26 protein-coding genes are annotated in these 26,030 nt (G+C 69.8%); 4 read left to right on the top strand and 22 right to left on the bottom strand.

The window, feature by feature from the left end:
* Position 1 precedes the first annotated feature (1 nt).
* The 12 genes from AB0K80_RS07420 to AB0K80_RS07365 all read right to left on the bottom strand — a co-directional run bounded on the left by AB0K80_RS07420 (position 2) and on the right by AB0K80_RS07365 (position 8,335).
* Positions 2-325: a hypothetical protein gene (locus AB0K80_RS07420; protein ID WP_365666819.1), complete on the bottom strand. Its 324-nt coding sequence runs from the start codon at positions 323-325 to the stop codon at positions 2-4.
* Positions 322-1,239, bottom strand: coding sequence for a bifunctional DNA primase/polymerase (locus AB0K80_RS07415; protein ID WP_365666817.1), 918 nt, complete (start codon positions 1,237-1,239; stop codon positions 322-324). Before AB0K80_RS07415 ends, AB0K80_RS07420 begins: the two co-directional genes overlap by 4 nt.
* Before the next feature lie 91 nt (positions 1,240-1,330).
* On the bottom strand, positions 1,331-1,621 hold the full coding sequence (locus tag AB0K80_RS07410) for a hypothetical protein (RefSeq protein WP_365666815.1): 291 nt from the start codon (positions 1,619-1,621) through the stop codon (positions 1,331-1,333).
* 16 nt (positions 1,622-1,637) lie between these two features.
* The gene (locus tag AB0K80_RS07405) at positions 1,638-2,114 is read right to left on the bottom strand and encodes a hypothetical protein (RefSeq protein WP_365666813.1); all 477 of its coding nucleotides are present in this window, start codon (positions 2,112-2,114) and stop codon (positions 1,638-1,640) included.
* Between the two features lie 14 nt (positions 2,115-2,128).
* The gene (locus AB0K80_RS07400) at positions 2,129-2,323 is read right to left on the bottom strand and encodes a hypothetical protein (protein ID WP_270883042.1); all 195 of its coding nucleotides are present in this window, start codon (positions 2,321-2,323) and stop codon (positions 2,129-2,131) included.
* 21 nt (positions 2,324-2,344) lie between these two features.
* Positions 2,345-2,599, bottom strand: a complete 255-nt coding sequence (locus AB0K80_RS07395; protein ID WP_365666811.1) for a hypothetical protein — start codon at positions 2,597-2,599, stop codon at positions 2,345-2,347.
* A gap of 141 nt (positions 2,600-2,740) precedes the next feature.
* A complete protein-coding gene (locus tag AB0K80_RS07390) occupies positions 2,741-4,906 on the bottom strand; it encodes a cell division protein FtsK (protein WP_365666809.1) in 2,166 nt (721 codons plus the stop codon).
* Positions 4,907-5,016: 110 nt separating this feature from the next.
* Positions 5,017-5,397 carry an RRQRL motif-containing zinc-binding protein gene (locus tag AB0K80_RS07385; RefSeq protein WP_365666807.1) on the bottom strand — a complete coding sequence of 127 codons (381 nt, stop codon included), beginning with the start codon at positions 5,395-5,397 and terminating at the stop codon, positions 5,017-5,019.
* Positions 5,394-6,515, bottom strand: a complete 1,122-nt coding sequence (locus AB0K80_RS07380) for a conjugal transfer protein (RefSeq protein ID WP_365666805.1) — start codon at positions 6,513-6,515, stop codon at positions 5,394-5,396. The genes AB0K80_RS07385 and AB0K80_RS07380 overlap by 4 nt, the downstream gene beginning before the upstream one ends.
* Positions 6,515-7,162 carry a GGDEF domain-containing protein gene (locus AB0K80_RS07375; protein WP_365666803.1) on the bottom strand — a complete coding sequence of 216 codons (648 nt, stop codon included), beginning with the start codon at positions 7,160-7,162 and terminating at the stop codon, positions 6,515-6,517. Before AB0K80_RS07375 ends, AB0K80_RS07380 begins: the two co-directional genes overlap by 1 nt.
* A complete protein-coding gene (locus AB0K80_RS07370) occupies positions 7,159-7,449 on the bottom strand; it encodes a hypothetical protein (RefSeq protein ID WP_365667292.1) in 291 nt (96 codons plus the stop codon). Before AB0K80_RS07370 ends, AB0K80_RS07375 begins: the two co-directional genes overlap by 4 nt.
* A 112-nt stretch (positions 7,450-7,561) precedes the next feature.
* Complete coding sequence (locus tag AB0K80_RS07365; RefSeq protein WP_365666802.1) at positions 7,562-8,335, bottom strand: DUF4097 family beta strand repeat-containing protein; 774 nt, start codon at positions 8,333-8,335, stop codon at positions 7,562-7,564.
* Between the two features lie 624 nt (positions 8,336-8,959).
* Between AB0K80_RS07365 and AB0K80_RS07360 the strand changes: the two genes are divergently transcribed.
* Complete coding sequence (locus tag AB0K80_RS07360) at positions 8,960-10,342, top strand: hypothetical protein (RefSeq protein ID WP_365666800.1); 1,383 nt, start codon at positions 8,960-8,962, stop codon at positions 10,340-10,342.
* On the opposite strand, the gene AB0K80_RS07355 is transcribed toward AB0K80_RS07360, so the two are convergent.
* Positions 10,339-11,241: an aminoglycoside phosphotransferase family protein gene (locus AB0K80_RS07355; protein WP_365666798.1), complete on the bottom strand. Its 903-nt coding sequence runs from the start codon at positions 11,239-11,241 to the stop codon at positions 10,339-10,341. The genes AB0K80_RS07360 and AB0K80_RS07355 overlap by 4 nt on opposite strands.
* Positions 11,238-11,690, bottom strand: a complete 453-nt coding sequence (locus AB0K80_RS07350) for a GntR family transcriptional regulator (RefSeq protein WP_329873292.1) — start codon at positions 11,688-11,690, stop codon at positions 11,238-11,240. The genes AB0K80_RS07355 and AB0K80_RS07350 overlap by 4 nt, the downstream gene beginning before the upstream one ends.
* Before the next feature lie 224 nt (positions 11,691-11,914).
* Here AB0K80_RS07350 and AB0K80_RS07345 point away from each other — a divergent pair, with 224 nt between their 5' ends.
* Both AB0K80_RS07345 and AB0K80_RS07340 read left to right on the top strand, forming a co-directional pair.
* Complete coding sequence (locus AB0K80_RS07345) at positions 11,915-12,724, top strand: nucleotidyltransferase (protein ID WP_365666796.1); 810 nt, start codon at positions 11,915-11,917, stop codon at positions 12,722-12,724.
* A 38-nt stretch (positions 12,725-12,762) separates the two neighbouring features.
* Positions 12,763-13,701, top strand: coding sequence for an S-4TM family putative pore-forming effector (locus tag AB0K80_RS07340; protein WP_365666794.1), 939 nt, complete (start codon positions 12,763-12,765; stop codon positions 13,699-13,701).
* 305 nt (positions 13,702-14,006) lie between these two features.
* Here AB0K80_RS07340 and AB0K80_RS07335 read toward each other — a convergent pair whose 3' ends face one another.
* From AB0K80_RS07335 to AB0K80_RS07320, 4 genes are all read right to left on the bottom strand, one after another.
* On the bottom strand, positions 14,007-15,086 hold the full coding sequence (locus tag AB0K80_RS07335; protein ID WP_365666792.1) for a DUF3578 domain-containing protein: 1,080 nt from the start codon (positions 15,084-15,086) through the stop codon (positions 14,007-14,009).
* A gap of 140 nt (positions 15,087-15,226) precedes the next feature.
* Positions 15,227-15,499, bottom strand: a complete 273-nt coding sequence (locus AB0K80_RS07330) for a hypothetical protein (protein ID WP_365666791.1) — start codon at positions 15,497-15,499, stop codon at positions 15,227-15,229.
* 333 nt (positions 15,500-15,832) lie between these two features.
* Positions 15,833-16,585: a ParB/Srx family N-terminal domain-containing protein gene (locus AB0K80_RS07325; RefSeq protein ID WP_365666789.1), complete on the bottom strand. Its 753-nt coding sequence runs from the start codon at positions 16,583-16,585 to the stop codon at positions 15,833-15,835.
* A gap of 488 nt (positions 16,586-17,073) precedes the next feature.
* Positions 17,074-17,853, bottom strand: coding sequence for a hypothetical protein (locus AB0K80_RS07320; RefSeq protein WP_365666787.1), 780 nt, complete (start codon positions 17,851-17,853; stop codon positions 17,074-17,076).
* Positions 17,854-18,087: 234 nt separating this feature from the next.
* Between AB0K80_RS07320 and AB0K80_RS07315 the strand changes: the two genes are divergently transcribed.
* The gene (locus AB0K80_RS07315; RefSeq protein WP_365666785.1) at positions 18,088-19,368 is read left to right on the top strand and encodes a hypothetical protein; all 1,281 of its coding nucleotides are present in this window, start codon (positions 18,088-18,090) and stop codon (positions 19,366-19,368) included.
* Positions 19,369-19,432: 64 nt separating this feature from the next.
* Here AB0K80_RS07315 and AB0K80_RS07310 read toward each other — a convergent pair whose 3' ends face one another.
* The 4 genes from AB0K80_RS07310 to AB0K80_RS07295 all read right to left on the bottom strand — a co-directional run bounded on the left by AB0K80_RS07310 (position 19,433) and on the right by AB0K80_RS07295 (position 25,960).
* Positions 19,433-20,491 (bottom strand): SUKH-4 family immunity protein, encoded by a 1,059-nt coding sequence (locus AB0K80_RS07310; RefSeq protein ID WP_365666783.1) that lies wholly within the window; start codon positions 20,489-20,491, stop codon positions 19,433-19,435.
* 275 nt (positions 20,492-20,766) lie between these two features.
* Entirely contained in the window at positions 20,767-23,076 is a 2,310-nt protein-coding gene (locus AB0K80_RS07305; RefSeq protein WP_365666781.1) for a molybdopterin cofactor-binding domain-containing protein, read from the bottom strand.
* Positions 23,073-25,070 carry a 2Fe-2S iron-sulfur cluster-binding protein gene (locus tag AB0K80_RS07300; protein ID WP_365666779.1) on the bottom strand — a complete coding sequence of 666 codons (1,998 nt, stop codon included), beginning with the start codon at positions 25,068-25,070 and terminating at the stop codon, positions 23,073-23,075. Before AB0K80_RS07300 ends, AB0K80_RS07305 begins: the two co-directional genes overlap by 4 nt.
* Positions 25,067-25,960, bottom strand: coding sequence for an FAD binding domain-containing protein (locus tag AB0K80_RS07295; RefSeq protein WP_365666777.1), 894 nt, complete (start codon positions 25,958-25,960; stop codon positions 25,067-25,069). The genes AB0K80_RS07300 and AB0K80_RS07295 overlap by 4 nt, the downstream gene beginning before the upstream one ends.
* Between the last annotated feature and the right edge of the window lie 70 nt (positions 25,961-26,030).

The following is a 26,030-nucleotide window of genomic DNA, read 5'->3' as shown; positions in this document are numbered from 1 at the left end:
GTCATGCGGCTGCCCTCCCTTCGGCGGTGGTGGTGTGCGGGCAGATACCGACGTGGACGCGGACCGTGAGCTTTATGACGGCGGCGTGGCCACGGGCACGTTCGTGGTGGCCGCAGCAGCAGAGCCAGTCGGCAACGGGCGGTTCGGTGAAGCGGACTTGCAAGCCCGGCTGCATGCCGGTGATGGTGACCGGCTGCGCGTCGGAACGAACAGCAGAAAGGACGCCCTTACGGGCGGCGTTCTTCGGTTCGCCTCCGGCCGTCCGTGGCGCGGCGCGTACGGCGTCCTGCGGGCCGTTCGCGGGATTGCGGGATGCCTTGTTCATGCCGCTCGCTCCGAGGCCGTCTCAAGGCCGTTGGCGACCGCGCGGCGCGCGTACGCCTCGGGGACTCCGACGGAGACGGCGGCGGCCACGATCTCTGCCCCGATGGCTTCCAGTCCGCACGGGCCGGGGCAGTTCGCGTGCTGAGCCGCGAGGAACCGGGCCACCCCGAACGCCTGTGATCCGGCGCCCGATTCGATGCGGGAGCGCACCTTGGCGAGGCCGCGTTCCAGTCCCGTGCGTACGTAGCGCTCGGTGTGGCGGCACCCGGTGGCAACCGTCCGGTCCCAGGTGGCGGGGGTGGGGTGAGAAGAGACCACCTCGCCCTGCGCGGAGGTGGTCTCTTCCTTCTCCGCGAGGGCGCGGACGGCCGGCGGCAGGTCCGTCATGGTGCCGCTGCCGGGACCAAGCCACCGGGCGTAGGCCATAAGCGACTTGACGTCCACACCGGGCCGGACGGCGTTGTGCGAGGTCATGGCACCCCGGTAGATCCAGTGCTGGCCGCGCGTGGTTGGCACGGTCCGGGTGGGGAGCAACGTCTCGTGGGCCCACGCGACGGCCGCCGCGTTGTCGAGGTCTACGACGGTGAGCCCGGCCCCGCCGGGGTGGTAGCCGACGCAGACGGCCTCACGCCACGCCGGCGCCCACGCGGGCGAGGTGATCACCTGCGGGTCGGTCGTGGCGGCGGCCCACGCGTGGCAGGGCGCGGGGCACTGGCAGGGGCCGGTGTTCTTCATGTTCGGCCGCCCGCCACAGGCGCCGCCCGCGCACGCGCGGCAGTTCCCGATCGGCACCTTGCCCTCGCGCAGGGGCAGCACGGGCACGCCCGCTGCCGCGAGGTTCAGCGCGGTTCGCAGGGCGTTCCCGTCCGGGTGATTCCCGCCGGCGGGGCGCCGGGTCTTGCAGTCAGGTGTCATCCTGTAGGTCTCCTGTTCTGCTTCGTCGGGATTGGGAGACCGGGGGCGGCGGGCTGTCCTTGTCCGGGAGTGCCGCCGCCCTCGGGCGTAGCTAGAAGGGCGGTTCGTCGCTGTAACCGCCGGGGGCCCACGGGTCGCGGCCGGTACCGCGTCGGCGCAGACAGCGCGGCAGTCGGGGCAGCGGCAGCAGGAGCATCCGCCACTCGGTCCAGCAGTCGCAGGGCTCCCAGTCAGTACCGGCGTACTCACCGGTCGCCGGGTCGCCGTAGTCGTGCGGGACGCCGCCCACGCCCTCGCAGTTCGGGCAGTCGGGGCGAGGCGTGTCGGTCAAGATCAGCGCGTTGCGGGTCAGCGCGGTGCGCTGGATACGCAGTCGCATCACAGGGATTGCCTCCTTGTCAGCCGTGGAAGTGGCTACGCTTGATGACGGCCTTACGGATGTGGACGGTGCTGCCGCGCCCGCCGTCAGCGATGGCGCGAGCGGGCATGCGCCACGCGAGCAAGGCGAGGGCGAGCCACATCGCGGCACCGGAGGTGAATCCGGCGACGGCGTTGATGACCTCGCCGACGCCCCAGCCGACGCCGGCCGCGAGGGTGCATGCGCCGATTCCGGCGCCGATGAAGCGCTGAGCGATCGGGTCCAGCAGCGGCAGCGGGGTCAGGTCGCGCGGCTCCGGCATGGGCATGGGCGGAGGGGCGAGGTGCTTGGGCATGGGGACCATCCGGCCGTAGGCGTCGGGCACCCACACCACGGGGCCGCGTTCGGCGGCCAGTTCCACGGAGGCCGGGGCGGGCGCGTACGGCTCCAGCGGTGCCGGGGCGTACGCGGCAGCGGTCACGGTGTCCGGCCGCACGGCGGGGACGTGTTCGTTCACGGCTCGCTCTCCTGTCACTTGCCGAGCTGGGCGATGGCGTCGGCCGATGCCTGCACGAGATTGTGGATGGGCTCGTAGGCGCCGGTCCCAGCGGTGAAGAAGCCGAACAGGAACAGCACCAGGGCGGCGCCGCCACCGGTCGACTTGGTCTTGACGGCGAGGGCGGAGGCGGCGCCGAACAGCAGCACGGCGGAGATGTTCAGGACCATCGAGGTTTCCTCCGGATGGGGTCAGTCGGCGGTTCCGGCGCGGTAGATGCGCGCCCAGCGGTTGTAGAGCCAGCGGCCGACGCGGATGCGCTTGCCGGTGGCGCGGCAGCGGCGGCAGTCCTTGCCGCGCTTCATGCGGCCCTTGCGGTCGGTCTTCATCTCGAAGCCCCAGCCGTGGCACTTGCGGCAGTTGCCGAACGGCGAGGCGGCACACACCGCGCAGTAACACAACGTGACGCCGAGAAGCAGGGTGATGGCGAGCAAGATGGGTGTCATGGAGGGCCCTCCGGGGCGGTTTCCAGGGGTTTCCGCAGGTGGGCCGCTATCCGCTAGCGGCCTGATCAGGGGCGGTATGGGGCGCTAGCGGGGTCGCTAACGTTAGCGGGGCTTGCCGCTATCGTTAGCGGCCCCGGAGCCTCAGCCCGCGTTCCGGTTTCCGTCACGCTCCGCGATCGCGGTCGTGATGTGGGCGCGGGTGATGCCGCGCCGGTTGACGACCTTGCCGTCCACCCGGCGACCTACCTGCACCGTGCTGATCCCGTGCGGTTTGAGGGCGGCGGCCAACGCGTCGGGGTCCCATCCGCCGTAGACCTCGGGGCGCAGCTCGGCGAGCCGGGCGACGACGGTTTCGGACCACACCTTGGCCTCGGCCGCGGGCACCACGGCGAGGATGTCGGCCAGCAGGTCGTACGACGGGCCGGTGACCTCCTCGGGTGCCTCCCCGAGCGCGTAGCCGGACAGGAGTCCGGCCTTCTCGCGCGCCTTGCGGGCGCGGGCGGCGATCGCTTCGGCGCCGGGGGCGTCGACGTAGACCGAGGCGACGATACGGGCGTCGGCGCCCTCGCCGACGAAGTAGTGAATGCCCTTGTCACCCCAGGCGAACATGGTGGCGCGCACCCCGCGCTTGTACTGCGAGGTGCCCAGCACCATGTCGTTCTCGGTCTGGCCCATGACCTTAAGGCACCACCGGGCCGACGCGTTCGCGCTGATCCCGGTGGGCAGCGACTTGGCGTCCGGGCGCTGCGTGGCCAGCAGGACCACGATGCCGGTCGCCGGTCCTCGCTTGACCAGGTCGGTGGCGATCTCCTCGAACTCCTTGCCGTGGTCGGGGTGCTCGAACAGCACCTGGCACTCGTCCACACCAACCACGATCGGATGCAGCCCCAACGACCGCTTGTCCGCGAGCGCGCTGGTCACCTTGGACTCGGGGCAGATGTCCCGCGGCAGGGAGCGGATCACCTTCGTCCGGCGGCGCAGTTCCTCCCGCAGGGCGCGGAAGTCGGCGAGCGCGTAGGCGATCGACTCGTCATCGTCGCCGGCGGCATGCCGGTGGGAGACGGCGTTGCCGACCGGGTCCAGGTCTCCGGTGCCCTTCATGTCGTAGGTGTGCAACTCCGCGCGCGGGTCGAGCGCGGCGATGAGCAGCAGCAGACGCAGCAGGAACGTCTTGCCCATGCGCGGGATCGCGCCGATCACGCCCGCGATGTACATCAGCGTGACCTCGACCCAGCGTCCGCGCTGGTCAGTGCCGTAGGCGACGGGCTTGAACAGGTCCACGGTCCCGGACTTGGCCAGCGGCCACGCGGGCCTCTTGGCCTTGTTCATGTCCTGATCGCCCACCCACAGCACCAGGTGCCCGGTGTGCTCATCCGGCACCGCTTCGGGCCACACGCAGCCAAGCGGGCGGCGCAGACCCGAGGCGAGGCGTTCGCGCCGCTCGATGATGTCCGTCACCGTCACGCCGTACGGAAGGTTGCCCTCGGCCCGCCAGCCGGGGCCGTCCCGGGTGATCGGGGCGGTGAACTCGAACCCGTCCCGTCCCTTGGCCTGAGCCTGGCTGATGGCGGAGATACCGAGCGAACCGAGCGCGCGCAGGACGATGTCCGACGTGAGCTTGGTCGCCTTGGGCAGTTCCACCGCCCGGTGGATAACCGGGTCATCCGCGCGGCGGCCGGCGACCCCGAGGGCGAGCACCACCGCGCTCACCGAGACCGCCTGCAGCCAGGCGGGGGCGAGCACGTAGATGGCGAGCGCCGTGGCGAGGCCGACGAACAGCGCCAGCACGGTCACGAGAGTGCGCAGCCGTACCCGGCCGTCGCGCTGCCGGGAGAGCTTGAGGTATTCGGCAGCGTCCTCGCGGCGCACGGCGGCGAGGCGGACCGGTTCACCCTCGCGGTCGGCCACCCACCGCATCGTGCCCCCGACGAACCGCGCCGCGCCGGTCGGGGCCTGCAAGGTGAGCCGGGCGGCGTACACCGGGGCGCGCAGGGCGTGGTAGCCGATCGTGTGGGCGTAGTGGCGGGCCACCCACGCCGACGCGGTCCGCAGCTCAGCCACCGACCGCAGCCAGATCGGGACGACCGGGCGGCGCCGGGCGGCGGCGAGCCGACCCAGGTAACCGGGCCCGGTCGCGGTCAGGGTCGGCTGGTCAACCATGACGGGGGCCGCCGGGTCATCCACCTCGGGGCCGGTCGACTCGCGCGCCGCGCGTGCCTTGTCCAGGTCGACCACGTCGGCCCCGCCCTCGGCGGCCATCTCGGCTTCCAGCCGGTTGAACAGTTCGTCGTCGTCGGGATGCTTCACTGAGGGTCCCTTCCAGTGGGAGGAAAGGCGGGGCCCAACCGGCGCTGTGGAAGGTGAGCGGTCGGGCCCCGCCGGGATCAACGGAGGGCGCGCCGGGCGAGCGGTGAGGCTCAGGCGGCGCGTTGTTCGGGGTAGGCGCAGTTCACGCACATGCCGAGCGAGGCGGGGACGACGTAACCGGCGTCCTGGCCGCACTCGGGGCAGCGGCGGCGGGCGCGCATCATCGCCGCGTGCGCACGCCACCTGCCCGGCGTCATCGGCCGTACGGGAAGCGCCCGATCGATCCGGTAGAGGTATGCGGTCAGCGGCTCGCGCCGGCGACGCGGCCGGAGGATCTGTGCCGCCACGTCCTGACCGCCCGGCCGTAGTCCCTGACTGCGCAGTTGGCTGCGAGTGGCCAAGCCATCCGGAGCACAGCGCCACGGATAGGTAGGAATGCCGAACCGCTCGCCGTCGGGGTCGAAGCAGTCGGCGAGGGTCAGCCGCGTCACGCGGCCACCGCTCCGGCGCCACCGTCGGCACGCTCAGCAAGGAGCGTGTCCCGCAGCTTCCGGGCATTCGCCGGCGAGGTGCGCACCGTGCGGCGGATGCCCTCGGCAGTGATCTGCGCGTCTGGCCAATCCGCGGTTGCGGCGCGTGCCTCCTCCAGCAACTGCGCCGCCGTGCGCTTCGGTCGGGGCGACCGGGCTACCTCAGGAACCCTGCCGGTCGCCCGCCGGGGGCGAGGGGAGTCGGCCGCCACCGCCCGAGGCATGCTCGACTCGGCCGACGCCCGATCGACCTTCACCCGGTCGACCGGAGCGGCGATCGGCGGGGCGGGCTTGAGCGGGAGAGTCGACTTGGCGAAGTCGACCGGCACCGGATCGGGGATCGGCAGTCGAGTCAGCACTACCGAGGGTGCCGGGGTCGATTCCGGCAGGTCAGCCATAGACCGATTCCTCATGTTCTCGGTCAATTCCTCCACAATCGCGATCCCGCCGAACATGGCGGACAGGGCGGCGTTCGCGCCGTCCGTCACCCGATCACGCTGCACGTCCAGCAGCCTCGATCCGAGCGCCACGTCCCCGACGCCGACCCTGCGCGCGAGCCGCCACGACTTGCGGTCCGACCGCTTCCGAACACGCGTATCGGGGTGGTTGGCCGCGCGGGCGCGGTGGTAGGCGAGGGCCTGGACGACGGCGGCGGCCTTGCGTTCCGCCTCGGCGTCACGGCCGTCGGTGTGGACGACGATGCGCCGCGCGAGGAACGCCATGCCCTCGGCCGACACGCACATGCCCATGGGGGTCACGGCGTAGATGACGGTACGGCCGGCGTCGGGGCCCGCCATCGCGGCCATGACCGAAGCGGCGGCCGGCAGTGCCCACAGCCCGATCCGGACCGGCCACGGGGACGACTGACCCAGCATGGTCAGGCCCAACAGGACCAGGCCGAGCACGGCGGTCGCGCCCTCACCGGCCGCCACCGCTCCCAGCGCGGTGCCTTTGCCGTAGGCGTGGCCGATGTTGCTGAATGTGCCGATGCCACCGGCCACGCCGGTCAGCAGCATGGGCACGAACGCGGCCGTCAGTACGGTCTTCTGCGTCTTGGTCAACGGCTTGCGTCCCGTCATCACGCGGCCTCCCTTCCAGCCGTTCCGGGGCGCCCGGTGCGGCGGCCCACCGTGGTGGTGTGGGTCAGCGCGGGGCCGTCGGCGATGCGCCATCCGCCCCCGCTGCGCTTGGCCTCGTACATGGCCTCATCCGCCCGTCGCAGCGCCAGCGACAGCGAGGGCGCCGGAAGGTCAGTGGTCACGCACGCGCCGATCGAAGCACCCACGGCGAGGTCACACCCCGCGTGACGGAACGGCGCGGTCACCTCGCCGTGCAGGCCACCCAGCAACCACGGCAGCGACGCCCGGTCCCGCAGCGGCACGACGGCGCTGAACTCGTCACCACCGAGCCGGGCGGCCACGCTGCCGTGCTCGCCGCTGAGGGCGTCGTTCAGGCTCGTGGCCGTGACGCGGATCGCCTCGTCACCGGCCGCGTGCCCGAACACGTCGTTGAGGTGCTTGAACCCGTCCAGGTCCATCACGATCACCACGTGCGGGCCACGGGCCAGCGCGCGTTCCGCCCGCCGCTCGAACGCGGCCCGCGTCGGCAGACCCGACAGCGGGTCCCTGCGCGCGGCGGCCAGACGGCGCCGCATCGCCACACCGTGCCAGGCCCACCCCGAGGCGAGCGGCGCGGCTCCGGCGAGTGCGGTAATGAAGTCGTTCATGCCGCTTCCCCCGTCCCCGGCAGGTGGCCGCGAGCGGCGCGCAGGAACGGCACCGTGTGGGTCAGCGCGTCGGCATACAGGGCGTCCCAAGCGGCGATCTCGTCACCGGCCTCGCCCTGCGCCCGCAGGTCGGCGAGCACGTCACGGGCAGCGTCCTCACGGGCGGCGCGCTCGGAGTCCGTCTCCGGCTCCAGCGGCCCGCGGAACAGGTCGATGTCGATGCCGAGCGCCAGTTCCGCGAACTCGGCCTCACCGATGGCCTCTTGACCAGCGACGAAAGTGCGCATGCGCATGGTGGATCTCTCCTAAGCGTCGGGAAGGCGCGGGGCGGTCTGCTGTCCTTGTCCGGGAGTGCGACCGCCCCGCACCATGCGGGGATCGAGTAGTGCAGATGACCGGTCAGCGGTTGCGGACGCGACCGGAGACGGTGTTGGCGGAGACGTTGAGGTGCCGGGCGCCGAAGATCTGAACATCGCCAGAGACGCTGTTGGCGCTGACGTGGCCGGCGGCCCCGTTGGTGGCCTGCACCGTGATGTCCCCGGACGTGGTCCCCAGGGCGGCGCCACGGCCGTCGTACAGGTCCACCCCGATGTCACCGGAGACCGACTGAGCCGTGATCTGCTCAGTGACGCGACCGGCGCGGATGTCGCCGGAGGTGGTGTTGGCGCGCAGCTCGCGGACGCCGTCGGCGACCAGGTCGCCGGAGACGGAGCGGAACTCCATGCGGTCGACGTAGCCGAAGACGTGCGCGTCAGCGGACTGCGAGACGACCGCGAGGGAGGAGTGCGGGGGCAGGCACACCGTGGCCTCAATCGGGCTCACGGTCTGCATGGCGCCCATGCCGCCGGAGATGATGTGTCCGTTGACGATGGTCACGCCGGTCACGGAACCGCTGATCACCCCGAAGTTCTGGACGACCCGATTGCCGTGCTGGCTCTGCACCATCACGTTGCCGGGCATCTCCGGCACCTCGATGGCGAACGCCTGGCCGTTCTGCGAGGCGCGGGCGCGGTTGACGGCGTCGGCCGCCGGTCCGCTGGTGTCGTCGGTGCTCAACACAACGCGGGCGGTGGTCAGGCTGTCGATCACCTGAACGCGGACGCTGCCCACCGGCAACGAGACGCCCAGCACGATCGGGCCGGACATTTCGGAGACGAAAACGCGCTCGGTCATGGAAGACCCCTCTGACTTTGTCGGGAGGAAGACCGGAAGCGGCGGGCTGTCCTTGTCCGGGAGTGCCGCCGCCCCGGTGTTGCTGGCCAACGCCGCAAGTAGCGGCCGGCCAAGTGCCCCGGGCCGGATTCGACCCGGCGCCCTCGCGGCGTGATGCCGGGGCGAGGTGTCTCCTTCGGGGGTGCCGCGCCCGTATCAGGTAGCGCGGCATGACCCCGTTGTAGGCGTATGGAGACGTGACCTTTCGGTCTAAGCCCTCCCGAATGACCAGGGTCGGGTGCGCCCTCGGCCCGCTCTGTCCCGGGCCCCTTGAGGCCGCGTCCGGTGGACGTGGCCCCCATTGGTCGTGCTTCGGTGCCACACACCACCAAGCGTGGTGTGTATTACCTACCACTCACGCTGGCAGAAGGATTCCGCGCCGTCAACCCGTGGCTTTCGACTCGGTCCCGCCGGCCTGTCCCGTGCGGTGGTGATTCAACTGTCCTCATCCGGGGGGCGGTTCGGGAGCGAGTACTTGGGGGTGCACTCGTGCACTCCTAGGTGCGAACCCTCTGCACACCCGGCCTGACCTGCTTAGAGTGACGATGAGTCAAGCTGGTACCACGGCCGCACCCTGGGGGTCCCATGGCAGACCGGAACGCCAGACTGGCCGCGCTCATGCAGGAAGGCGACTTCTCACACAAGTCCCTTGCTCGCGCGGTGGTCGCCGCTGCCGCACGGTCAGGTGAAGACATCACCTGCGATCACACGTACGTCTCGCGGTGGCTCAAGGGGGCAATCCCGCGCGGCAACATGCCGCAGTTCATCGCGGATGCCATCGGCCAGAAGGTAGGGCGCCGGCTCACCCTGGACGACATCGGCATGGGTGACGCGGCCGTGTCTTCCGTACAGCCTGACCTCGGACTTGAGTTTGCAGACAGGCCCGAGGCGACAGCCAAGACCGTCGCGGACCTCTGGCGTGCCGACCTTGCTGAGGCTGAGGTACTGGTCAGGGCGCAGCCGGACTCGGCCGCCTGGAACACGGCGTCCCTGCGCTGGATCGTCGCCCCGCCGGACGGGGAGCTGACGCGCGCGGGCAACCGCGCGATCGGCATGGTGGACGTGGAAATGATCCGCTCCACTGCCGACGCCTTCAGCATGCTCGATGGCAAGTTCGGCGGTGGCCATGCCCGACGCGCGCTGATCCAGTACCTGCACACGGATGTCCGGCCGATGCTGGACGGCAAGTACTCGGACGACGTGGGCAAACAGCTCTACTCGGCCGTGGCGGAAGCGCTCCTGCTCGCCGGGTGGATGTCGTACGACAGCGGCCTTCACGGCATCGCTCAGCGGTACTTCATCCAGGCGCTGCGCATGACGCAAGCGGCAGGAGACCGGCTTCTTGGGGGCAGCATCCTTTCCGCGATGAGCCACCAGGCCACGTTCCTCGGGCGCTACCACGACGCGGCCACCCTTGCTCGGGCGGCCTACACGGGCCCGGCCGGCGCGGTGGGCCCCACGATGTCCGCGCAGTTCCACGCGATGGAGGCGCGGGCCCTGGCCCGCCTCGGCGACGAACGGGGATGCGACCTCGCCTTGATAGAGGCAGAGCGCAAGCTCAGTCAGCGGACCCCGGACAGCGATCCGCCGTACATCGCTTATTTCGATGAGGTGGAGCTTGCAGCCGAGATCGGCCATTGCTTCCGAGATTTGGGCCGGTCCGCAGAAGCGGCAGAACGGGGCGCGGGATCGATCTTCGGCGACGGCCTGAACAATCGAAGCGACTTCTTCGCGACGATGGTGCAGGCCGAAGTGTATATCAACCAAGGCGAAATTGGGCGCGGCTGCGAAATCGCCAAGACTGCCCTACAACTCGGCGAGGGTTTGAAGTCGGCGCGCTGCGTCCAGTACGTTCGAGAATTCCGCGAACGCGTTTCCCCCGCGATGCGAGGCGCTGTGGAATTCCGCACCTTCATGGAAGAAGCACGGACCTACCGCCTGTGGCAGCAATGCGGCTTGACGCCTTAGAAGGGCGCCCAATCTCGGCGTGATCCTCCCGACCTGAGAGTTGCCACCCGCTTCTCGACCTCGTCAGCGGCCCGGGGGTCCGTGCCCGCGTTCTGCGAGAGCCACGTGACCATCAGCAGTTCTCGCACGCTCCGGAGCACGACGTATCCGTCCCATTCGCGCACGTCGAAACCGTAGCCCGCCACGAAATCCGCATACTCCGCTTCCGTATGCCATCCAAAGCTGTCGTAGTACATGGCTGTTTGCATCAAGTCCCACTCGCGGGGGCCCGTAGCAAACCCGTCCAGGTCAATGACGCGCGGATAGCCAGACGCATCGTGCAGGACGTTACCCACGTTGAAGTCACCGTGCAGATGTCCCGAGGGAAGCGAGAATGCGAGGCGCCCATACTCGACCTCCAGATCCCTCGCCATCGAGCGCAGGAATGATCGGGCACTCGCCGGAATGGAGGCACGCTCCAAGCGGCTCGCGACCTTTTCGAACGGCTGGAGTCGAGGCAGCGAAAAAGGCGGCGGCTCCAGTTCGTGGAGCCGCCGCAATAGCACGCCCATTTCCGCCGTACTCGCGTACGTGTCGCCGTCTGCGAGCCCTTCCCAGAAGGTAACCGGGTGGTCCTCGATCACGATCGGCTGTTCGGCGTCCGTGACGAGACGAGCGGCCGGGTATCCCTGGTCAGCAAGCCACCGGGCCACCGCTACTTCTCGCCGCACCGAGGCAAGCCGGTCGGCACCCCGGCCCACCCGCGAGATGATCCGGCCGCCGTCGACACGGAACACGGCATGGTCGCCTAGCCGAAGGATCTCGATGCCGTCCGGCTCCAGGTCGGCGACCGCGCATGCCCGGCGCAGGATGGCCTCTGCCGCGTCCGCGTCGAACTCCGTGCGTTCCGTCGTCGTCATGCCGTCTGTGTCTCCCGTCCGGTCGGCAGCGTGAGGACTTCCCGCCCTCGCCCTGCCCCCTTGCCGATCAGCCCTTGGCCTTCCATCTGCGCGATGGCGGAGCGCACGGCAGTCCTGGACGCGCCGAACCGCTCGCACAGCTCCTTCTCGGTGGGGAAGCGGTCGCCCACCTTCACCTCCCCGCCGCGCAACAGGTCGGTCACCCGCTCGACCAACGGCCGGCGGTCGCCGGTCCCCACCACGAACCATCCCGCGCCCTGTACCGACTCGATCACACCATCGGCCTTGAGCGCGGCAAGCGCCCGCTCGATGGTGCTGCGGCTGACGCCGTACTCGCTCACGAGCGCCGACTGAGACGGCAGCGCTTCTGTGATCTCGCCGTCTCTGATCTTCTCGCGGAGGGATTCCGAGACCTCCAGGTACGTACCTCGCGGACTGCCCTGCGGCACGTGGGCTCCCCTCCCTAGTTCTCGCCAGCGATCAGCACCTCATCGTTTCCAGCTTCCCATGTCCCGTACCCCCGGATCACCGGTGTCCGGCACGGTCCCCAACTGCGGGCTTCCACGAACCCCTTCCAATGTCAGTGTTTGCCGCTATCGTGAGTTCACTCTGATCACCTGTAGTGACGCTCGTGTCACACGGAACAGTGGGGGGCATCGTGGGACAGTCGGCTATGACTTGGCTGGACGATTTGACCAGTCTCTACACGCCAACTGCAACGCAGTTCGATGCAGCACGGCGCCACCGCGGCTCTATCGAAACGCGCCTTGATGCTTATTTGGGTCTGCGCGAGATGTTCGAAATTGGTTCCCTCCGGCACGGGACTGGCGTATGGCAGTACAGTGACGCAGACTTTTTGGCATCACTCAAGGGAATTCAGCCAGGCTCCCCTTGGACAATGCTAAACAAAGTGAAGGACACTCTTCAGGAGCGCTTCCCGTCAACGACTGTAGTAATTCGTCGCCCAGCGGTGGTGTGTAGATTTTCAGACGGGCACGTGGAAGTCGTACCTGCTTACCCGGACACCTCCGGCTACTGGATCGCCAATCCTTCAGATGGCTGGATGAAAACATACCCGAAGGATCACAACCAGTACGTAAACGACATCAACAAGAAGCACAACGGGGCAGCTAAACGGCTCGCCCGTCAGCTCAAAATTTGGAAGTATCTGCGTAACGTACCAGTGTCCTCTTGCTATCTGGAGATGCGTTCGGCCAAGCATCTCGATGGGGAGACAACATATTCCGCGCTCTGGGATCTATATCTCACGCTCAGCAAGATGCATGATGCTGGCCTTGCAGCGATGAACGACCCCACAGGACTAGGGTCGCGATTCGGCTCATGTTCTTCGGAATCGAATCGTCAAGACGCGCTGTCGAAACTTAGCACCGCCGTCACTCGCGCACGAAAGGCCAAAGACTTCTACCACAGTGGCGACAACGAGAAGGCTATCGAACAGCTCAAGTTGCTTTTCAACCGATAGATCAATCCGCACAGACGCAACGAGAGACGGTTGCCCACATGAGCCCAGCCCTTCAAGCAGACTACGAGCCGCCGTCTAGCGCACATATGGCTGCTCGACAAAACGAAGACGATGCGCTGCGGCTGCTCATTGCGCAACGCCGACTTTACTCAAAAGCAAAGAGGTGGCTGGCACTTCGCTGGTTCGGCATGCTGGTTATCGGGCTCGGCGCACCCGTAGTTTCCGTTGTACTGCCGGACCTTGCCGTTGTCTCCGGGGCGGTTGCAGGGCTGTGGCTCTTTTTGGGACAGAGCGTCCTGATCAACGCTCAGTCCACTATGGTCGCCAGGGCCGCAGCAGTCCAAGAGCAGTTTGACTTTTACGTATTCGGGATGCCAGGCAGCGTCGAAAGGTCAACCCTGCCAGCGATGGAGGAGATCGCTGCGATTGCTGGTCCCGATTCGGAACTCAGGCGTATCGCTGATGATCAGAAACTCTTGGACTGGTATCCGATCGATGCGGGCACCCCAGGGGTCATCACAGTGGCTATATCGCAGCGGGCTAACGCAGCATATTCGGATAGGCTCTTGCGTTCCACGGCGATCACTTGGACGACGGTAACCGTAGTTTGGGTATTGGCGCTAATTGCAGCAAGCGTTTGGGTGAGGCTATCACTCACTACGTTTCTAGTCGGTGTCCTACTTCCGGTCTTGCCATCATTCCTTGATGTCCTTCGATATATCTTCGGAATTCGGCGTGCGGCACGCGATCGAGGCGATCTAACTCGTTCAATCGAGAGTCGAATGCGCGCCGCTGGCGAGTCGGTTGATGGGAACGATCTGCTCGTCTGGCAAGAGAGTTTGTACGATCTCCGCCGCTCAACACCCCTTGTTCCGGACGCTATTTACAAGTTGCGGCGTGCGGTTAATGAGCGCGCGATGAAGACTGCCGCGTCACAGCTCCGTCAGCAAGCAAGAAGATCCGAGAGCGACACCTGAGCGTAGGTAGCAAGTCCAGGCACGCGATGCCCACGTCGTCGGCGTCGTCCCCTACACGTGAGGTAAGACCTCGGCAGCAGCGCCGTTTGTCCTGGTATTTGTCCAGTGCGCCGACGGCCGCCACCGTTCGCCGACGTGCGCGCACCCCACCTGACCTGCCGCGTGAACCCCCACGGACGCCCCGGTACAGTCACGCGGACAGGCGGAAAGCGTGTTGGGGGCAACCCCTCACGAGTTCGATCTCGCATGCTCCGCCAACTCAGGAGGCCCGATCGCTCCGGTGGCGTCACCCTGTGCGTTCCGGTCTACACCTCCTTCTGGGCAAGGCCGGCACTCACGGCCTCCGGTGATCCAGCCCAGCCGTCCTCCGTGGGCCAGACCGACGCGATTCCCTGGTGGCTGAGTAGGCGCACATACACGTCACCTATAGCTTCGGTGAAGAGCGCCATGCGGTGAGGCTGTGCATCCGCTGGGTAGAGCAGGAAGGCGTATGTGGCGAGTTGGCCGATCGCCTCCCGAACAGCGTGGCTGACGTTGCCGCGGCGGACCACCTTCGCTTCAATCAGCCAGTCATCCCCGTTGCGTCTGGCTACAAGGTCACGGGGGTAAACGTTCGTCCCGGCGGCGAACCCCGCCTCAGCGAGGAATGCTCCGTAGCGCTTGACCAGGGTTTCGTGCTTGCGGCTCTTCCTGATCTCACGCGCGGTGATCTTTTGAACGTACTCGTCGTCACTCTTAGGAGCGAAGTAGAGGAGCGGATCCTGGCCACCGCTCTCCTTCGGCTTGATCGTGGTGATCAGGTCTCGCGTAGTGCTTCGCAGGTCTTCACGCAGGACCAAGGCGTCCTGGTACAGCTGGATCATCCTGCGGAGATCGGTTCTCAGTGTCTCCTCGGTCGGCAGGGAGTCGGTTTCATAAACGCAGGCAAGGATGTTCCCCGCCTCGTACGCCCGCGGAAGGCCGGCTCTTCCGCCCAAGTCGACGACGTCGTTCAGTTCCTCGACGATGTCGCCCGAGAACGCGCCTCGGATGGCTGCAGCTTCACCTCGGAGGCGCACCTCTGCCTCGCGGGCTCCGAACGTCTCACGAAGCTCGGTGACACCCTGATTGAGACTCAGTGAAACCGTCCTCATGTCCTCCGCGAAGAGGTAGACGAGATACATGCCTCGCGTGGCAGTGGTTGTCTCGTCCGGGTCGAAGAACGACACCCACGGGCAGAACGCTCCAGCGCCGTTCCCCGCGCTCCCCTTGATGAGGTAACTCGCCGGAATGTAGGGCCCGAAGACAGATGGTGCCGACCTCAGCAGCTTCGCAGCCGGGGACCCGGTTCCGGCAGTCCGGTCGTACGTAGAAGCGACTTCATGCAAGTACTCCCGCAGTGTCATGCTGAGCAGGGTAGGCGCACCCACTGACAGTGGATCGCCCAGCCAGAGCTCGCCCTCTTGCAAGCCCCCGAACAGAGGCGGCGTCGTCGCACACCGCCTCTGTCCGTGCGCTTCTCGGAGCCCTTCGCCGGCTGCGGTGTCTAGGGAAGCCGAGGCGCCGTCGTACTGGCTGACGGCACCGGGCTGTGTGCAGGAACCTCAGCGTCTCTCTTCATCGAACCGATGAAAACGAGCGCGACCACGACGACGCACGTGAAGACGAAGCCGAAGAACGTGAGTCGCTGCTTCTGCATCACGGCCACCCGCCCCTTGGAGTCGCTCGCGATGATCTGGTACTTGGTCGTGCGGTGCTCGAAGAACTTGTTAATCGCACTGGTCGGGAGGTTCTTGACAACCCGGGCCAGGGCGAGCACAAGACCGATGGTGACTACTGGGATGACCGCCCATGCGGGCGCACCATCGAGAAGTTGAAGAAACACGATTTGCTGACCTCTTCGCTGCGGTCGGCAAGACGAGAGCGCATCGGAAGCCCCGCGCATGAGAGCGAGGTAGCTCGACGCCTGTGAAAAACGGGATGCGTCAGTCGCCGTATGGACGGACCTGAAAATGCCCGTGACGCAGGGCACCGCTCCAGCTATAACAACGCGACATAGTCGACGGGCACAAGCTCAAAGCGGTGCTCGCTCAGGTCAAGCCGGTGGACTTTGCCTTCTCGTGAGAGCGGAAGGCGCCGGCTCGTCGTCAAACTATGGCTCGATGCGGTTCGAAGCCCTACGCCCCTTGTTCCACGCATTCACGACGATGCGGAAGGCGGTGGTCACGCGGGAGCCCGTACCGCTGTGGTTGAAGCCGCCGCGGGACGACTGGCTCAGGATCTCGGACCGCCACTTGGCCGCGGTGCCCATGTCCTGGATCTTCCTGGCCAGTTCCTCGTCATTGACAAGATCGCCGAACCGTCCCAAGAACATTCCGATGCCACCGAGAAGCATTCCGTCCCAGGTCTCGGGTGAGCGTCCCCAGGCGTTCTCGGCGACCGCCAACGTACGGTCGAAGACCGTGGCTCCGTATCGATCGGTGATCTGCAGGACGCCGGAAACCGCACCCACCCCGTTCGTGGACGTCGAACCGAGGGTCAGACCGTGCTTGTCCAGGATTTTCTGCGTGTCGACGAAGAGAGAAACTCCACCCGTGAGCCCCACGTGGTACTCATCGATGGGTCGCGGCTTGTGGGACTCCCGGTTCTTAAGCAGGAAGAGCATGGCTTCCTGCGCCTGCGTCAGGTCGTGGTGTACCTCGCAGGTGATGGTCTCAAAACCGGCCAGGGTGCACGCGCGTGCCCGGTGCTGGCCGTCAATGATGTAGTAGTCACCGTCGGCGCGCTCCGACACAATGATCGACCCCACGGCCTCGCGGACGATGTTGTCCGCGATGTTCTGAGCGCGCCTCTCATTGAGGGTCCGCTGCGCCTGCGGGTCGATCTTGAGGTCCTTGATGTACACCTCAACCCCGTAGTCCACCTTGTGGGTGGGGAGGTCAAACGTGTACCGAGCCTTAGGCATAGCTCTGCCCTTCGGCGCCGCGTTAGGGGGATGTTTCGGCAAAAGCCGGGATATGGGGATACGGCGCGTCCCAGAGCCAATCACACGGCACTACTTATGCACAAGTCGGCCTGGTCGGCGTGCTGTTCGACCCGCGGGTGTGAGTCGAGATCAACCATCCGTGGTCCGTCTCAGTTTCCGTCTCATTCACCTCGGTGCGCGGCCGTTCAAAGCCGTAAACACCGCCCTGGAGGGGACCGCATGCGTACGAGACTGAACGCCGTCGAACACATCCGCATCGCGCCGTGACCAGTACGGACAAAACTGCAAAGCGAGTTACGTGGGTTCGATTCCCGCCACGGCCTCCAGCTGCCTGAACCCAGGCATGCTGTGAGGCGGCACCCCGGAAGGGGTGCCGCCTCACGGGTCCTCCGTCGCGCACGCGTCGCCTACCTGACGGCGACGTAATCCCCGGTCGACGACTTCGCCCCGGAGGTGGAGTTCCCGTAGTACGTCCACCGCCAGGTGCCCGACTCGGTGGCCTTCACCGTGGTCCTGAGCGCCCCCGTCCTGCTCGACGTCGCCTTCTTGACCGTCGTGTACGAGGAAGCACCCGCCGCCTTGAACTGCAGGCTCACCGTGCGGCCCGCATACCCCTGGTACGTGTGCGTGTCCCAGTTCGCCCGGGTGACCCGCCCGGTCACCGTGATCGTCTTTCCAGCCGTGACCGGCTCGGGCGAGGCGTTGACGGTCACGCGTGTGGCCCGCTTGATCTGCAACGGCAGGTTCAGGTCGTCAGTGTCGTGGGCGTCACCGGCGAGAAAGACCCGCGCGGCGGTCTTCCAGGTGCCGGCGTCCTCGTTGCCGAAGTCAAGGTGCCGCGGGTCGATGTACAGCCATTCCTTGAAGTCGCAGATGCCCTTCACCCTGTCCACGACCTCGCAGTCGCTGGTCATGACAGCGCTGTGCACCGTGTCTCCCGAGTCGGGCTTCCCCCGGTAGGGAAACACCGTCGGCCCGTAGTCGTAAGCGAGCGTGGTCGTCATCCGGAAGACCGCGGGCACCTCGACTTCCTCCTTGACCCCGATCACGATCGGCTTCCCGCCGTTCACCTTGACCCGGGAGAAGGAGACCCCGCCCTCCGCCGCACCGGCCGGCACCGCCGCCACCCCGGTGAGCACGACCGCCGCTCCACCGGCCACCACCGCACTCCACGTCGTCTTCCCCACCGACAAGCCCGTCCTTTCCCAGTAGTTGACTGTGGGACAGGGGATGCCTGAACTCGGTTGTGCACCGCGCGATAACGATGTGATCACCACGGCGTCGAACTGGCCAGGTTCGTCGGGAGCAGCCCTGATGCCCTGGACAGCAGCACAACCCTCGGCACCCCTCACGTGTCCAGGACATGACCGGTGGGCGAGCTTCCGGTCGCCGTGTCCGTTGGTCCGACGAGGAGAGCCACTGTGCGTCAGCACATCCGACCGCACAACCGACCACGCATCCGTCCCCGCCTGCGCGCCTGCGCGGCCGTCGTGGCCGCTGTCGCGGCCGGCGCCGCCGTTCCCGCGCTCGCCGCGCCGGTGGCGCACGCCGAGGGGGGCGGACCCGCCCTGGTGGTCTCGAGCCTGCCGCAGATCACGCCCGAGCCCGGCGAGGTGTACGAGGAGGCCGTCACCCTCACCAACAAGGGCACGGCGGCCGTGGACGGTGTCACCTTCCGGGTGCGGCTGACCCGTGGGCTGGACTTCCCCGAGCCCGTCGCCGGCTGCACCTACTCGACCCTGGAGCACCAGGTCAGGCAGGCGCTGTGCGAGCTGGACACGGTCATCGAGCCGGGGGCCTCCGTCACCACGCCCGTACGGTTCAAGGCCCTGCCCAAGGCGCTGATGGAGGCCGTCGAGTACGGCACCGGGCCCGCCGGTGAGGCCCCGGGCGAGGGCTTCTCCGACAGCTACCGGCGGCTGACGCTGACCGCGCACAATACGGCCGACCTGGTCGCGGTCGGCGAGGAGACCGAGGGGCTCGCGGGCGACAGCCAGTCGTTCACGGTGCGGCTGCGCAACGACGGGCCCGGCTGGGTGCAGGACCAGGACAGCGACGACGTCCCGGCCCTGCTGGTGCGCATCCCGGCCGGCACCACCGCCGTCGAAGTGCCCAAGGCGTGCGCGCCGTTCGGCGTCGACGGCCCCAGCGGACCGCAGGGGACGCCCGGCAAGCCCGCCTACGTGTGCTGGCCCGCCGACGGCACCCTGGAGGTCGGCCAGTCGCTGGAGTACACCTTCCTGGTCCGTATCGCCGCCGACGCGCACGACCCGGAGGGCGAGGTGAAGGCGACCTCCGTGTACGGCATCGCGCCGGCGTACGACACCCGGCCCGGCAACAACACGGCCCGCATCCGCATCGACCTGCCGAGCGACAACGAGGAGGACCCGGTCCCGAGCCCGTCCCAAGGCACCGCCGGCGGTGGCGGCTCCGCCAACGGCGGGTCCGCCGACGGTGGTTCGGGCACGGGCGGCGGCAACGCCCCGCAGGGGCAGGCCGCCGGCGGCTCGGGCACCACGGGCTCGGACGGCACGGCCGGCGCCTCGGCCGCGGACTCCACCGGGTCCACCGGCGGCAACCTCGCCGCCACGGGCTCCGGCAGCACCCCGCTGCTGGCCGGTGCCGCGGGGGCCGCCGCGGGGCTCGGCGCGCTGCTGGTCTTGGCCGTACGCCGTCGCCGTGCGGCGGGCGCGGGGTCCTGAATCCCGGTCCAGCCGTCACGTCGCCCCCTGCCGGGCCGGACCGCCGAGGTCCGGCCCGGTGGGCTCACAGCACGCCGCCCGCCTCGTCCTGGAACAGCTCCGTCCCGTGGTGCCGGCCGCCCGGGCCGGTCGTCGGCCCGGTCGGGTCGACGGCGGACAGCACCTGGAGCATGGTCATCGCCACCTGGTCGTAGGTGTCGGTGGTCAGCGCGTGACCGGACTCCTCGTCGAGGGCGTGCTCACGGTGCAGCAGCCAGAGGGTGAAGGCGAGGGTGGAGATGTCCGTGTTCAGCGGGTACAGGGCGGCGTCGGGCTCGCTCCAGTGCAGGACCGCGCCCGTGGCGCCGTCCACCACCAGGCTGTTGTCCTCCACCAGGTGGCCGAGGCGTATCAGGTGGGCGGCCCGGTGGGGAAGCCGGTCGGCGGGGAACTCGCCGGGGCGCTCGTCCTCGTAGTACTCCGCCAGGGTGCGCAGCGGCTCGTCCGGGTCGAGGTGGAACAGGAAGCCGTCCTCCGGCAGGCCCGTCTCGCGCAGGAAACGGCGGGTCGGCTCGTGCGTGAGCGTCGCGGGGAAGTCGACGTCCTCGAAACGCGCCACTCTGCCGTGGCCGAACTCCTGGTCCAGCAGGCGGGGCGGCAGGTCAAGGGCGAGCCCCGACCGGGTGCCGGGGCCGGCCACCAGGGACAGCGGGCGGATCAGCGCCGCCATCCGCCCGAACGGCGGCACCTCGCCGTCCGTGCCCTCCTCGAACAGCGCCAGCAGCTGCCGTGCCGCCTGGGCCACCGCCTTGGTCCCGTACCGGCCCGCGCAGGCGGCGAACTGGCCGCGCAGCCCCGCCAGTTCGTCGGTGGCCGTGGCGAACCGCACCAGCGTCAGCAGGGACGGGGCGAGCGGGCGGCGGTCCATCAGGTCGGGCCGGTCGTGGAAGAAGTAGGGGGTCGGCACCTCGCCGGCCGCGCCGTCGAGCAAGCCCCACTCCGTCTCCGGACCGGCCGGGCCCACCAGGTCGCCGGGCAGTCCGGGGCCGGTCGGCCAGTGGCGCGTCGGCGTGTGCGTGACGTACGCACCCAGCTCGTCCTCGGTCAGTGTGATCGTCGCCCCGCCGGTGTCGGTCGTGCTCATGATGGCCCCCGCGCTCACGTGTTCCGCTCCCCGTGCCTCACAGCCCCCGTGCGGGCATCCCCCGTCCGGGCAGGACAGGCCCGCCCGTCCCCGGGCCCGGCAACCGTCCCCCACTGCTCAGAACACTACGCGCCACCACTGACAACGCCCCCGGAACCGGGGCCGCTCGGCTCGGCCTGACGCCCCACACCCCTAGACGCCGGAACCACCCCTGCGCGTTGCCTCACCCGGCAGGTGATCGAGTGACGAGGACGGCCCCCTCCGTCAGACGCCGGTCACTGACCGGTGACCACCGCGGCCTGCGGCCGGATCGGGAGGCGGTTCACGGGGCGGCCGGTGGCCGCGCGTACCGCGGAGGCGATGGCCGCCGGGGAGGTCACCACCGGCACCGCGCTGACCGCCTTCGCCCCGAAGGGCGCGACCACGTCCCGCTCCTCGACGAGTTTGACGATCCGGATGTCCGGCGCGTCGAGGGCGGTCGGCAGCGCGTAGCCCGTCAGGTCGGGGTGGCGGATCAGGCCGCGCGGGGTGCGCAGGTTCTCGGTGAGCGCGATGCCCACCCCCTGGGTGACACCCGCCTCGATCCGGGCCTCCAGCTGGGCCGGGTTCAGCACCCGCCCCACGTCCTGGGCGACGGCGAGTTCCACGACGCGTACGGAGCCGATCTCGATGTCGACGTCGACGACCGCGCGGATCGCGCAGAAGGAGATGCCCACGAAGGCGTCGCCCTGGCCGGACTCGTCCAACGGCTCGGTGGGGTGCGGCCGGCACTGGGCCGTCGCCCACAGTTCCTTGCCGTCCAGCGCCTCGGTGACGGTCGTGGAGAGCACACCGTCGTACGAGGTGATCTTGCCGTCGGTGATCTGGAGCAGCTCCGTGGACATCCCGAACTTGTGCGCCAGGGGCTGCAGGAGCTGGGTGCGGACCATCTTCGCCGCGCGCTCCACCGCGCCGCCCGACACCCAGGTGTGCCGGCCGCGGCAGCCCGCGCCGGCCGGGGGCTGGTCGGTGTCCACGGGCGCCACGTGCACCTCGTCGACGCCCAGTGTCTCCTGGACGATCTGCCGGGCGAGGGTGGTGAAGCCCTGGCCGGTCTCGACGGCCGCGCACAGCACCGTCGCCACGCCGTCCTGGACCTTCACGGTCGCCGTGGACACCTCGTCGGCGCCCTCCGCGCCGAGCATGTGCACCATGCCCAGGCCGTAGCCCACGCCCCGGCGCACCGCGCCCGGTTCGCCCGCGCCCTCGGGGCCGCCGGGCAGCAGCCACTCCTCCTCGGGGGTGTCCTTGGGCAGCGGGGGCAGGGGGTGGTCCCGCACGGCCTGGAGCAGCTCCGCGACCGGGGCCGGGCACGTCACCGTCTGGCCCGTCGGGAGCACGTCCCCGGTGGCCATCACGTTCCGCAGGCGCAGTTCGGCCGGATCCAGGCCCAGCTTCTTCGCCAGCTTGTCCATCTGCGCCTCGTACGCGGCGCACACCTGCATGGCGCCCTCACCGCGTACGTGGCCGGAGGGCGGATTGTTGGTGCGTACGGCCCAGCCCTCGATGAAGGCGTTGGGGACGACGTACGGGCCGCAGGCGAAGGCGACCGCGGCGGCCAGGGCGTCGGAGGAGGTGTCGGCGTACGCGCCCGCGTCCAGCAGGATCTGTGCCTCGACCTTGACGAGCTTGCCCTCGGCGTCCGCGTGGTGGCGGTAGCGCAACAGGGTCGGGTGGCGGTGGGCGTGGCCGAGGAAGGACTCCTCGCGCGTCGCGGTGAGTTTCACCGGGCAGCCGGTCGTGAGGGCGAGCAGGCCGAGCGGGAGCTGGAAGCCCTGGTCCTCGCGGTCGGCGGTGGCGCCGGGAACGCCGGTGACGACGATCTTCACCCGTTCGGGCTCCAGGCCGTAGCAGGCGGCGAGGGTGTCCCGGTCGGCGTGCGGGTCGGTGGAGGCGGTGTACAGCTCCACGCCGCCGTCGGGACGGGGCACCGCGAGACCCGCCTCGGCGCCGATGGGCGCCGGGTCCTGGCGGCCGATGCGGTACAGGCCCTCGACGACGACCTCGCCGTGCGCCTCCGGGTCGCCGTGGCGCAGCGGGATGTGCCGGATCAGGTTGCCGTCGGGGTGCAGCGGTTCGGCCTCGAAGGCCTGCTCCGGGTCGATGACCGGGTCGAGCACCTCGTACTCGACGATGACGGCGGCGGCGGCCATCCGCGCGGTGTCGGGGTGGTCGGCGGCGACGGCGGCGATGGGTTCGCCGTGGTATCGCACGACCTCGGAGGCGAAGACGGGGCGGTCGGCCCTGCCACGGCCGTGCAGCGGGTTGCCGGGGACGTCCTCGTGCGTGACGACGGCCCGGACACCGGGCATCTCGCGCGCGTGGGAGGTGTCGATGGACAGGATGCGCGCACGCGCGTGCGGCGAGCGCAGCACCGCCCCCCACAGCAGGCCCTCGGCCCACAGGTCGGCGGCGTACGGGAAGGTGCCCTCCGTCTTCGCGCGCGCGTCGGAGGCCGGCAGGGAGGAGCCGAGGCCGTGCGGGATCGGCTCGGGCTCCGGGGCGGCGGCCTCCACGGCCTGCGCGGTGGCTGCTTCGTTGCTCACGCGTGGCCTCCGTCCTGGCCGTAGGGCTGGTCATGCGCTCCAGGGGGCGGGAACCCCTCGGGGTGGACGCCGCCGGCGCCCGGGCCCGCCTGGTGAGGGATACGGGCCTCGCCGTCGGCCCGCTCAGCCGCGTCGGCGCCGGTGTGCGCCTCGCGTTCGGCGACGACCTCCTTGACGGCCTGCACGACCCCCCGGTAGCCGGAGCAGCGGCACAGGTTGCCGCACAGGGCCTGGCGGGTCTCCAGCTCGGTCGGCGCCGGATTGCCCTCCAGCAGGTCGTGCACGGTCATCGCCATGCCGGGCACGCAGAAGCCGCACTGCACCGCGCCGCACCGGGCGAGCGCCCGCTGCACGTCCGAGGGCTGCCCGTCGACGGCCAGGCCCTCGACGGTACGGACCTCGCTGCCCGCCGCGGTCACGGCCGGGACCAGGCAGGAGGCGACGAGCCGGCCGTCGACCTGCACGTTGCAGGCGCCGCACTCGCCCTGCGAGCAGCCGTCCTTGGCACCCGCGAGCCCGAGCCGCTCCCGCAGCACGTACAGCAGCGACTCGCCGATCCACGCGTCGGTGACGGGCCGGTCGGCGCCGTTGACGCGCAGCACGTACGACGCCAGGGGGTGCTCCTCGCCGGACGGCGCGGGGGGCTCGTCCTGCGGGGGCGCGGCCGTCTCGGCCGCCTCGCCGGGGACCTGGTCGTCGGGGGCGGCGTCCGTCGCGGGTGCGCCGGCGGCCTCCGGCGCGGGCTCCGGCTCCCTGGCCGGCTCCGGGTCGGCGGGCGGCTCAGCGGGGGCCTCAGCGGCCTCCGCGGCCCCTTCGGCGTCCTCGTGGGCCTCACCGCCGCCCTGGACGGGCTGTGAGCCCTCAGGGGCTTCAGGGGCCTCCTCGGCGGCCTGCGGGGCTTCAGCGGCCTCCTGGGCGCTGTGCGGGGCCTCCGCGTGCACCTGCGGCTCCGGTCCGGCCGCCTCGGCGCCCGCGGGCTCCGCGTACGACTCGGGGGGAGCCGTCGGCGTCCCGTCCGGGCCGTCGGGGTCCGGCTCTCCGGGGGCCTGAGGGGCCGTCGGGTGCTCCGGACCGTGCCCGGCGGTCGGGGACGGCTCGTGCGGGTAGCCCTCGTGGCCGTGGCCGGCCTCCGCGGCGGGCTCGGGAGCGTAGGAGGCCGCCGCGTGCTCGGGGCCGGCCAACCCCTGCTCGTGCTCGGTCGCGTGGGCGCCGGCGGCCTGCTGCGCCGCCTGCTGGCCCCAGGGCTCCCCCGGGGCCTGCGTGGCCCAGGGCGCGGGCGCGCCGCCCGGCAGGGTGGCCGGCGGGGTGCCGCCCCACTGCTCGACCAGCGAGGAGGTGGTGAACTCGCCCGACTCGTCCGGCAGATCGCCGTCGGCGACGGGAATGGACCACTGCCCGGTCACGTCGTGGCCGGGCGCCGGTGCCTGCGGCGCCGTGGCGTCCTCGAAGGTCCACTGCCCGGTGGCACCCGGGTGGTACGTGAACCGGTCGTGCGCGGCGTGCTGCTGCGCCGCGGCCGGGTCGTGCTGCTGGTGGTCGCCGTGACCGGCGTGCTGCGGGTGACCACCGTGCTGCTGCTGGTCCCCGTGCTGCGGGTGGCCGCCGTGCTGCTGAGGGTCCCGGTGCTGCTGAGGGTCCCCGTGCTCGCCGTAGTGGTGCTGCTCGTGCCCGCCGTGCTGTCCCGCGTGCCGCTGCTGGTGCGCGGCCTGGGGGTCGTGCCACTGGGCCCCGTCGACGGGGGCGCCGGGCACCGGCCAGGTGCCGGTCGCGGCCGGGTCGGTGCCGGCGGTGCCCGGCGTGACCGTTATCTGCGGGGGCACATAGCCGTGGCCGGGCGCGGCGAGCGGACTGTCGCCGCCGGCCAGCAGGGCGTCGACGCCTCCCTCGGGGAGCTTGACGAAGGCGGTGGCGCCGTCGTCGTAGTCGCCCTGGGGCAGCGGGTCCCAGCGACCGCCGCCCTGGGGCGTGCCCTCTCCGTGCTGGTCGTCGGTCACGACAGCGCCCTCCCCAGTGCTCGTCGGGCCAGCGCGGCGACGGTGCGCCGCAGGTGCAGTACGGCGGGCGGAAGCGGGGTCACGGAGCCGTCCTCGGCCGGGACCGGGTCGGGGATGCACGCCGCCGCGACGTACTCGCCGAAGGCGTTGAGCGCCTCGGGCACGATCGCGCGGTTGTTGTCCCAGTCGATGAGCTGGGCGACCCAGTGCTCGGCCTCCAGGGGCCGCAGCGGCATCGGCGCTATGGCGCCCACCGCGCAGCGGACACCGCGCCGGGCGGGGTCCAGGACCAGCGCGACGGAGGCGACCGCGCGCCCCGGGCCGGTGCGGCCGGTGGCCTTCAGGAAGACCTGCGGGGCGTGCAGCAGCGGCACGCGCACGTAGCCGATGAGTTCACCGGCGCGCAGCATGTCCATCCCGGCCAGCAGGTGCGACACCGGGATCTCCCGGCGGGCTCCGCCCGGGCCCGCGATGATCAGCGTCGCCTCCAGTGCCGCCAGGACCGGCAGCGCGTCACCCGTGGGGGCGGCCGAGGCGATGTTGCCGCCCAGGGTGCCCGCGTTGCGGATGTGCGGCGGGCCCGCGGCGCGCGCGGCGGCGGCGAGCGCCGGGATGAGGGCGGCGAAGTCGGGGCGCCCCATACGCGCGTGCGTGAGGCCCGCGCCGAGCAGCGCGTGGCCGTCCTGGTACTGCCAGCCGCGGATCTCGCTGATCCTGTTGAGACCCACCAGGGCGGCGGGCCTGAGCTGCCCGGAGTTGACGGCCGCCATCAGGTCGGTGCCGCCCGCGACGGGCACGGCGGCGGGCATGGCGGCCAGTGCGCCCACGGCCTCGTCCAGCGTCGTGGGCAGCGTCACGGCCTGCGCCGCCTGCGGTGCGTGCGTGGTCAAACCGGCTGCCCCTTCCCGCTGCCCCACCTGGTCCCACCTGTGTTGCCGTACGGTACGTGCTGACAGGGCG

It is taken from the genome of Streptomyces sp. NPDC052682 (genome assembly GCF_040678435.1).
GTDB lineage: Bacteria > Actinomycetota > Actinomycetes > Streptomycetales > Streptomycetaceae > Streptomyces.
The sequence above is the reverse complement of the archived record's forward strand: the minus strand, read 5'-3'. Positions and strand labels throughout refer to the sequence as shown.

Excerpts from the sequence above, each read along its gene's own strand:
- AB0K80_RS07355 (WP_365666798.1), bottom strand. The coding sequence starts at position 11,241 with ATGACGACGACGGAACGCACGGAGTTCGACGCGGACGCGGCAGAGGCC.
- AB0K80_RS07335 (WP_365666792.1), bottom strand. The coding sequence starts at position 15,086 with ATGACACTGCGGGAGTACTTGCATGAAGTCGCTTCTACGTACGACCGG.
- AB0K80_RS07365 (WP_365666802.1), bottom strand. The coding sequence starts at position 8,335 with ATGACCGAGCGCGTTTTCGTCTCCGAAATGTCCGGCCCGATCGTGCTG.
- AB0K80_RS07380 (WP_365666805.1), bottom strand. The coding sequence starts at position 6,515 with ATGACGGGACGCAAGCCGTTGACCAAGACGCAGAAGACCGTACTGACG.
- AB0K80_RS07370 (WP_365667292.1), bottom strand. The coding sequence starts at position 7,449 with ATGCGCACTTTCGTCGCTGGTCAAGAGGCCATCGGTGAGGCCGAGTTC.
- AB0K80_RS07310 (WP_365666783.1), bottom strand. The coding sequence starts at position 20,491 with ATGAGCACGACCGACACCGGCGGGGCGACGATCACACTGACCGAGGAC.
- AB0K80_RS07375 (WP_365666803.1), bottom strand. The coding sequence starts at position 7,162 with ATGAACGACTTCATTACCGCACTCGCCGGAGCCGCGCCGCTCGCCTCG.
- AB0K80_RS07345 (WP_365666796.1), top strand. The coding sequence starts at position 11,915 with ATGACTTGGCTGGACGATTTGACCAGTCTCTACACGCCAACTGCAACG.
- AB0K80_RS07395 (WP_365666811.1), bottom strand. The coding sequence starts at position 2,599 with ATGACACCCATCTTGCTCGCCATCACCCTGCTTCTCGGCGTCACGTTG.
- AB0K80_RS07400 (WP_270883042.1), bottom strand. The coding sequence starts at position 2,323 with ATGGTCCTGAACATCTCCGCCGTGCTGCTGTTCGGCGCCGCCTCCGCC.
- AB0K80_RS07420 (WP_365666819.1), bottom strand. The coding sequence starts at position 325 with ATGAACAAGGCATCCCGCAATCCCGCGAACGGCCCGCAGGACGCCGTA.
- AB0K80_RS07340 (WP_365666794.1), top strand. The coding sequence starts at position 12,763 with ATGAGCCCAGCCCTTCAAGCAGACTACGAGCCGCCGTCTAGCGCACAT.
- AB0K80_RS07360 (WP_365666800.1), top strand. The coding sequence starts at position 8,960 with ATGGCAGACCGGAACGCCAGACTGGCCGCGCTCATGCAGGAAGGCGAC.
- AB0K80_RS07415 (WP_365666817.1), bottom strand. The coding sequence starts at position 1,239 with ATGACACCTGACTGCAAGACCCGGCGCCCCGCCGGCGGGAATCACCCG.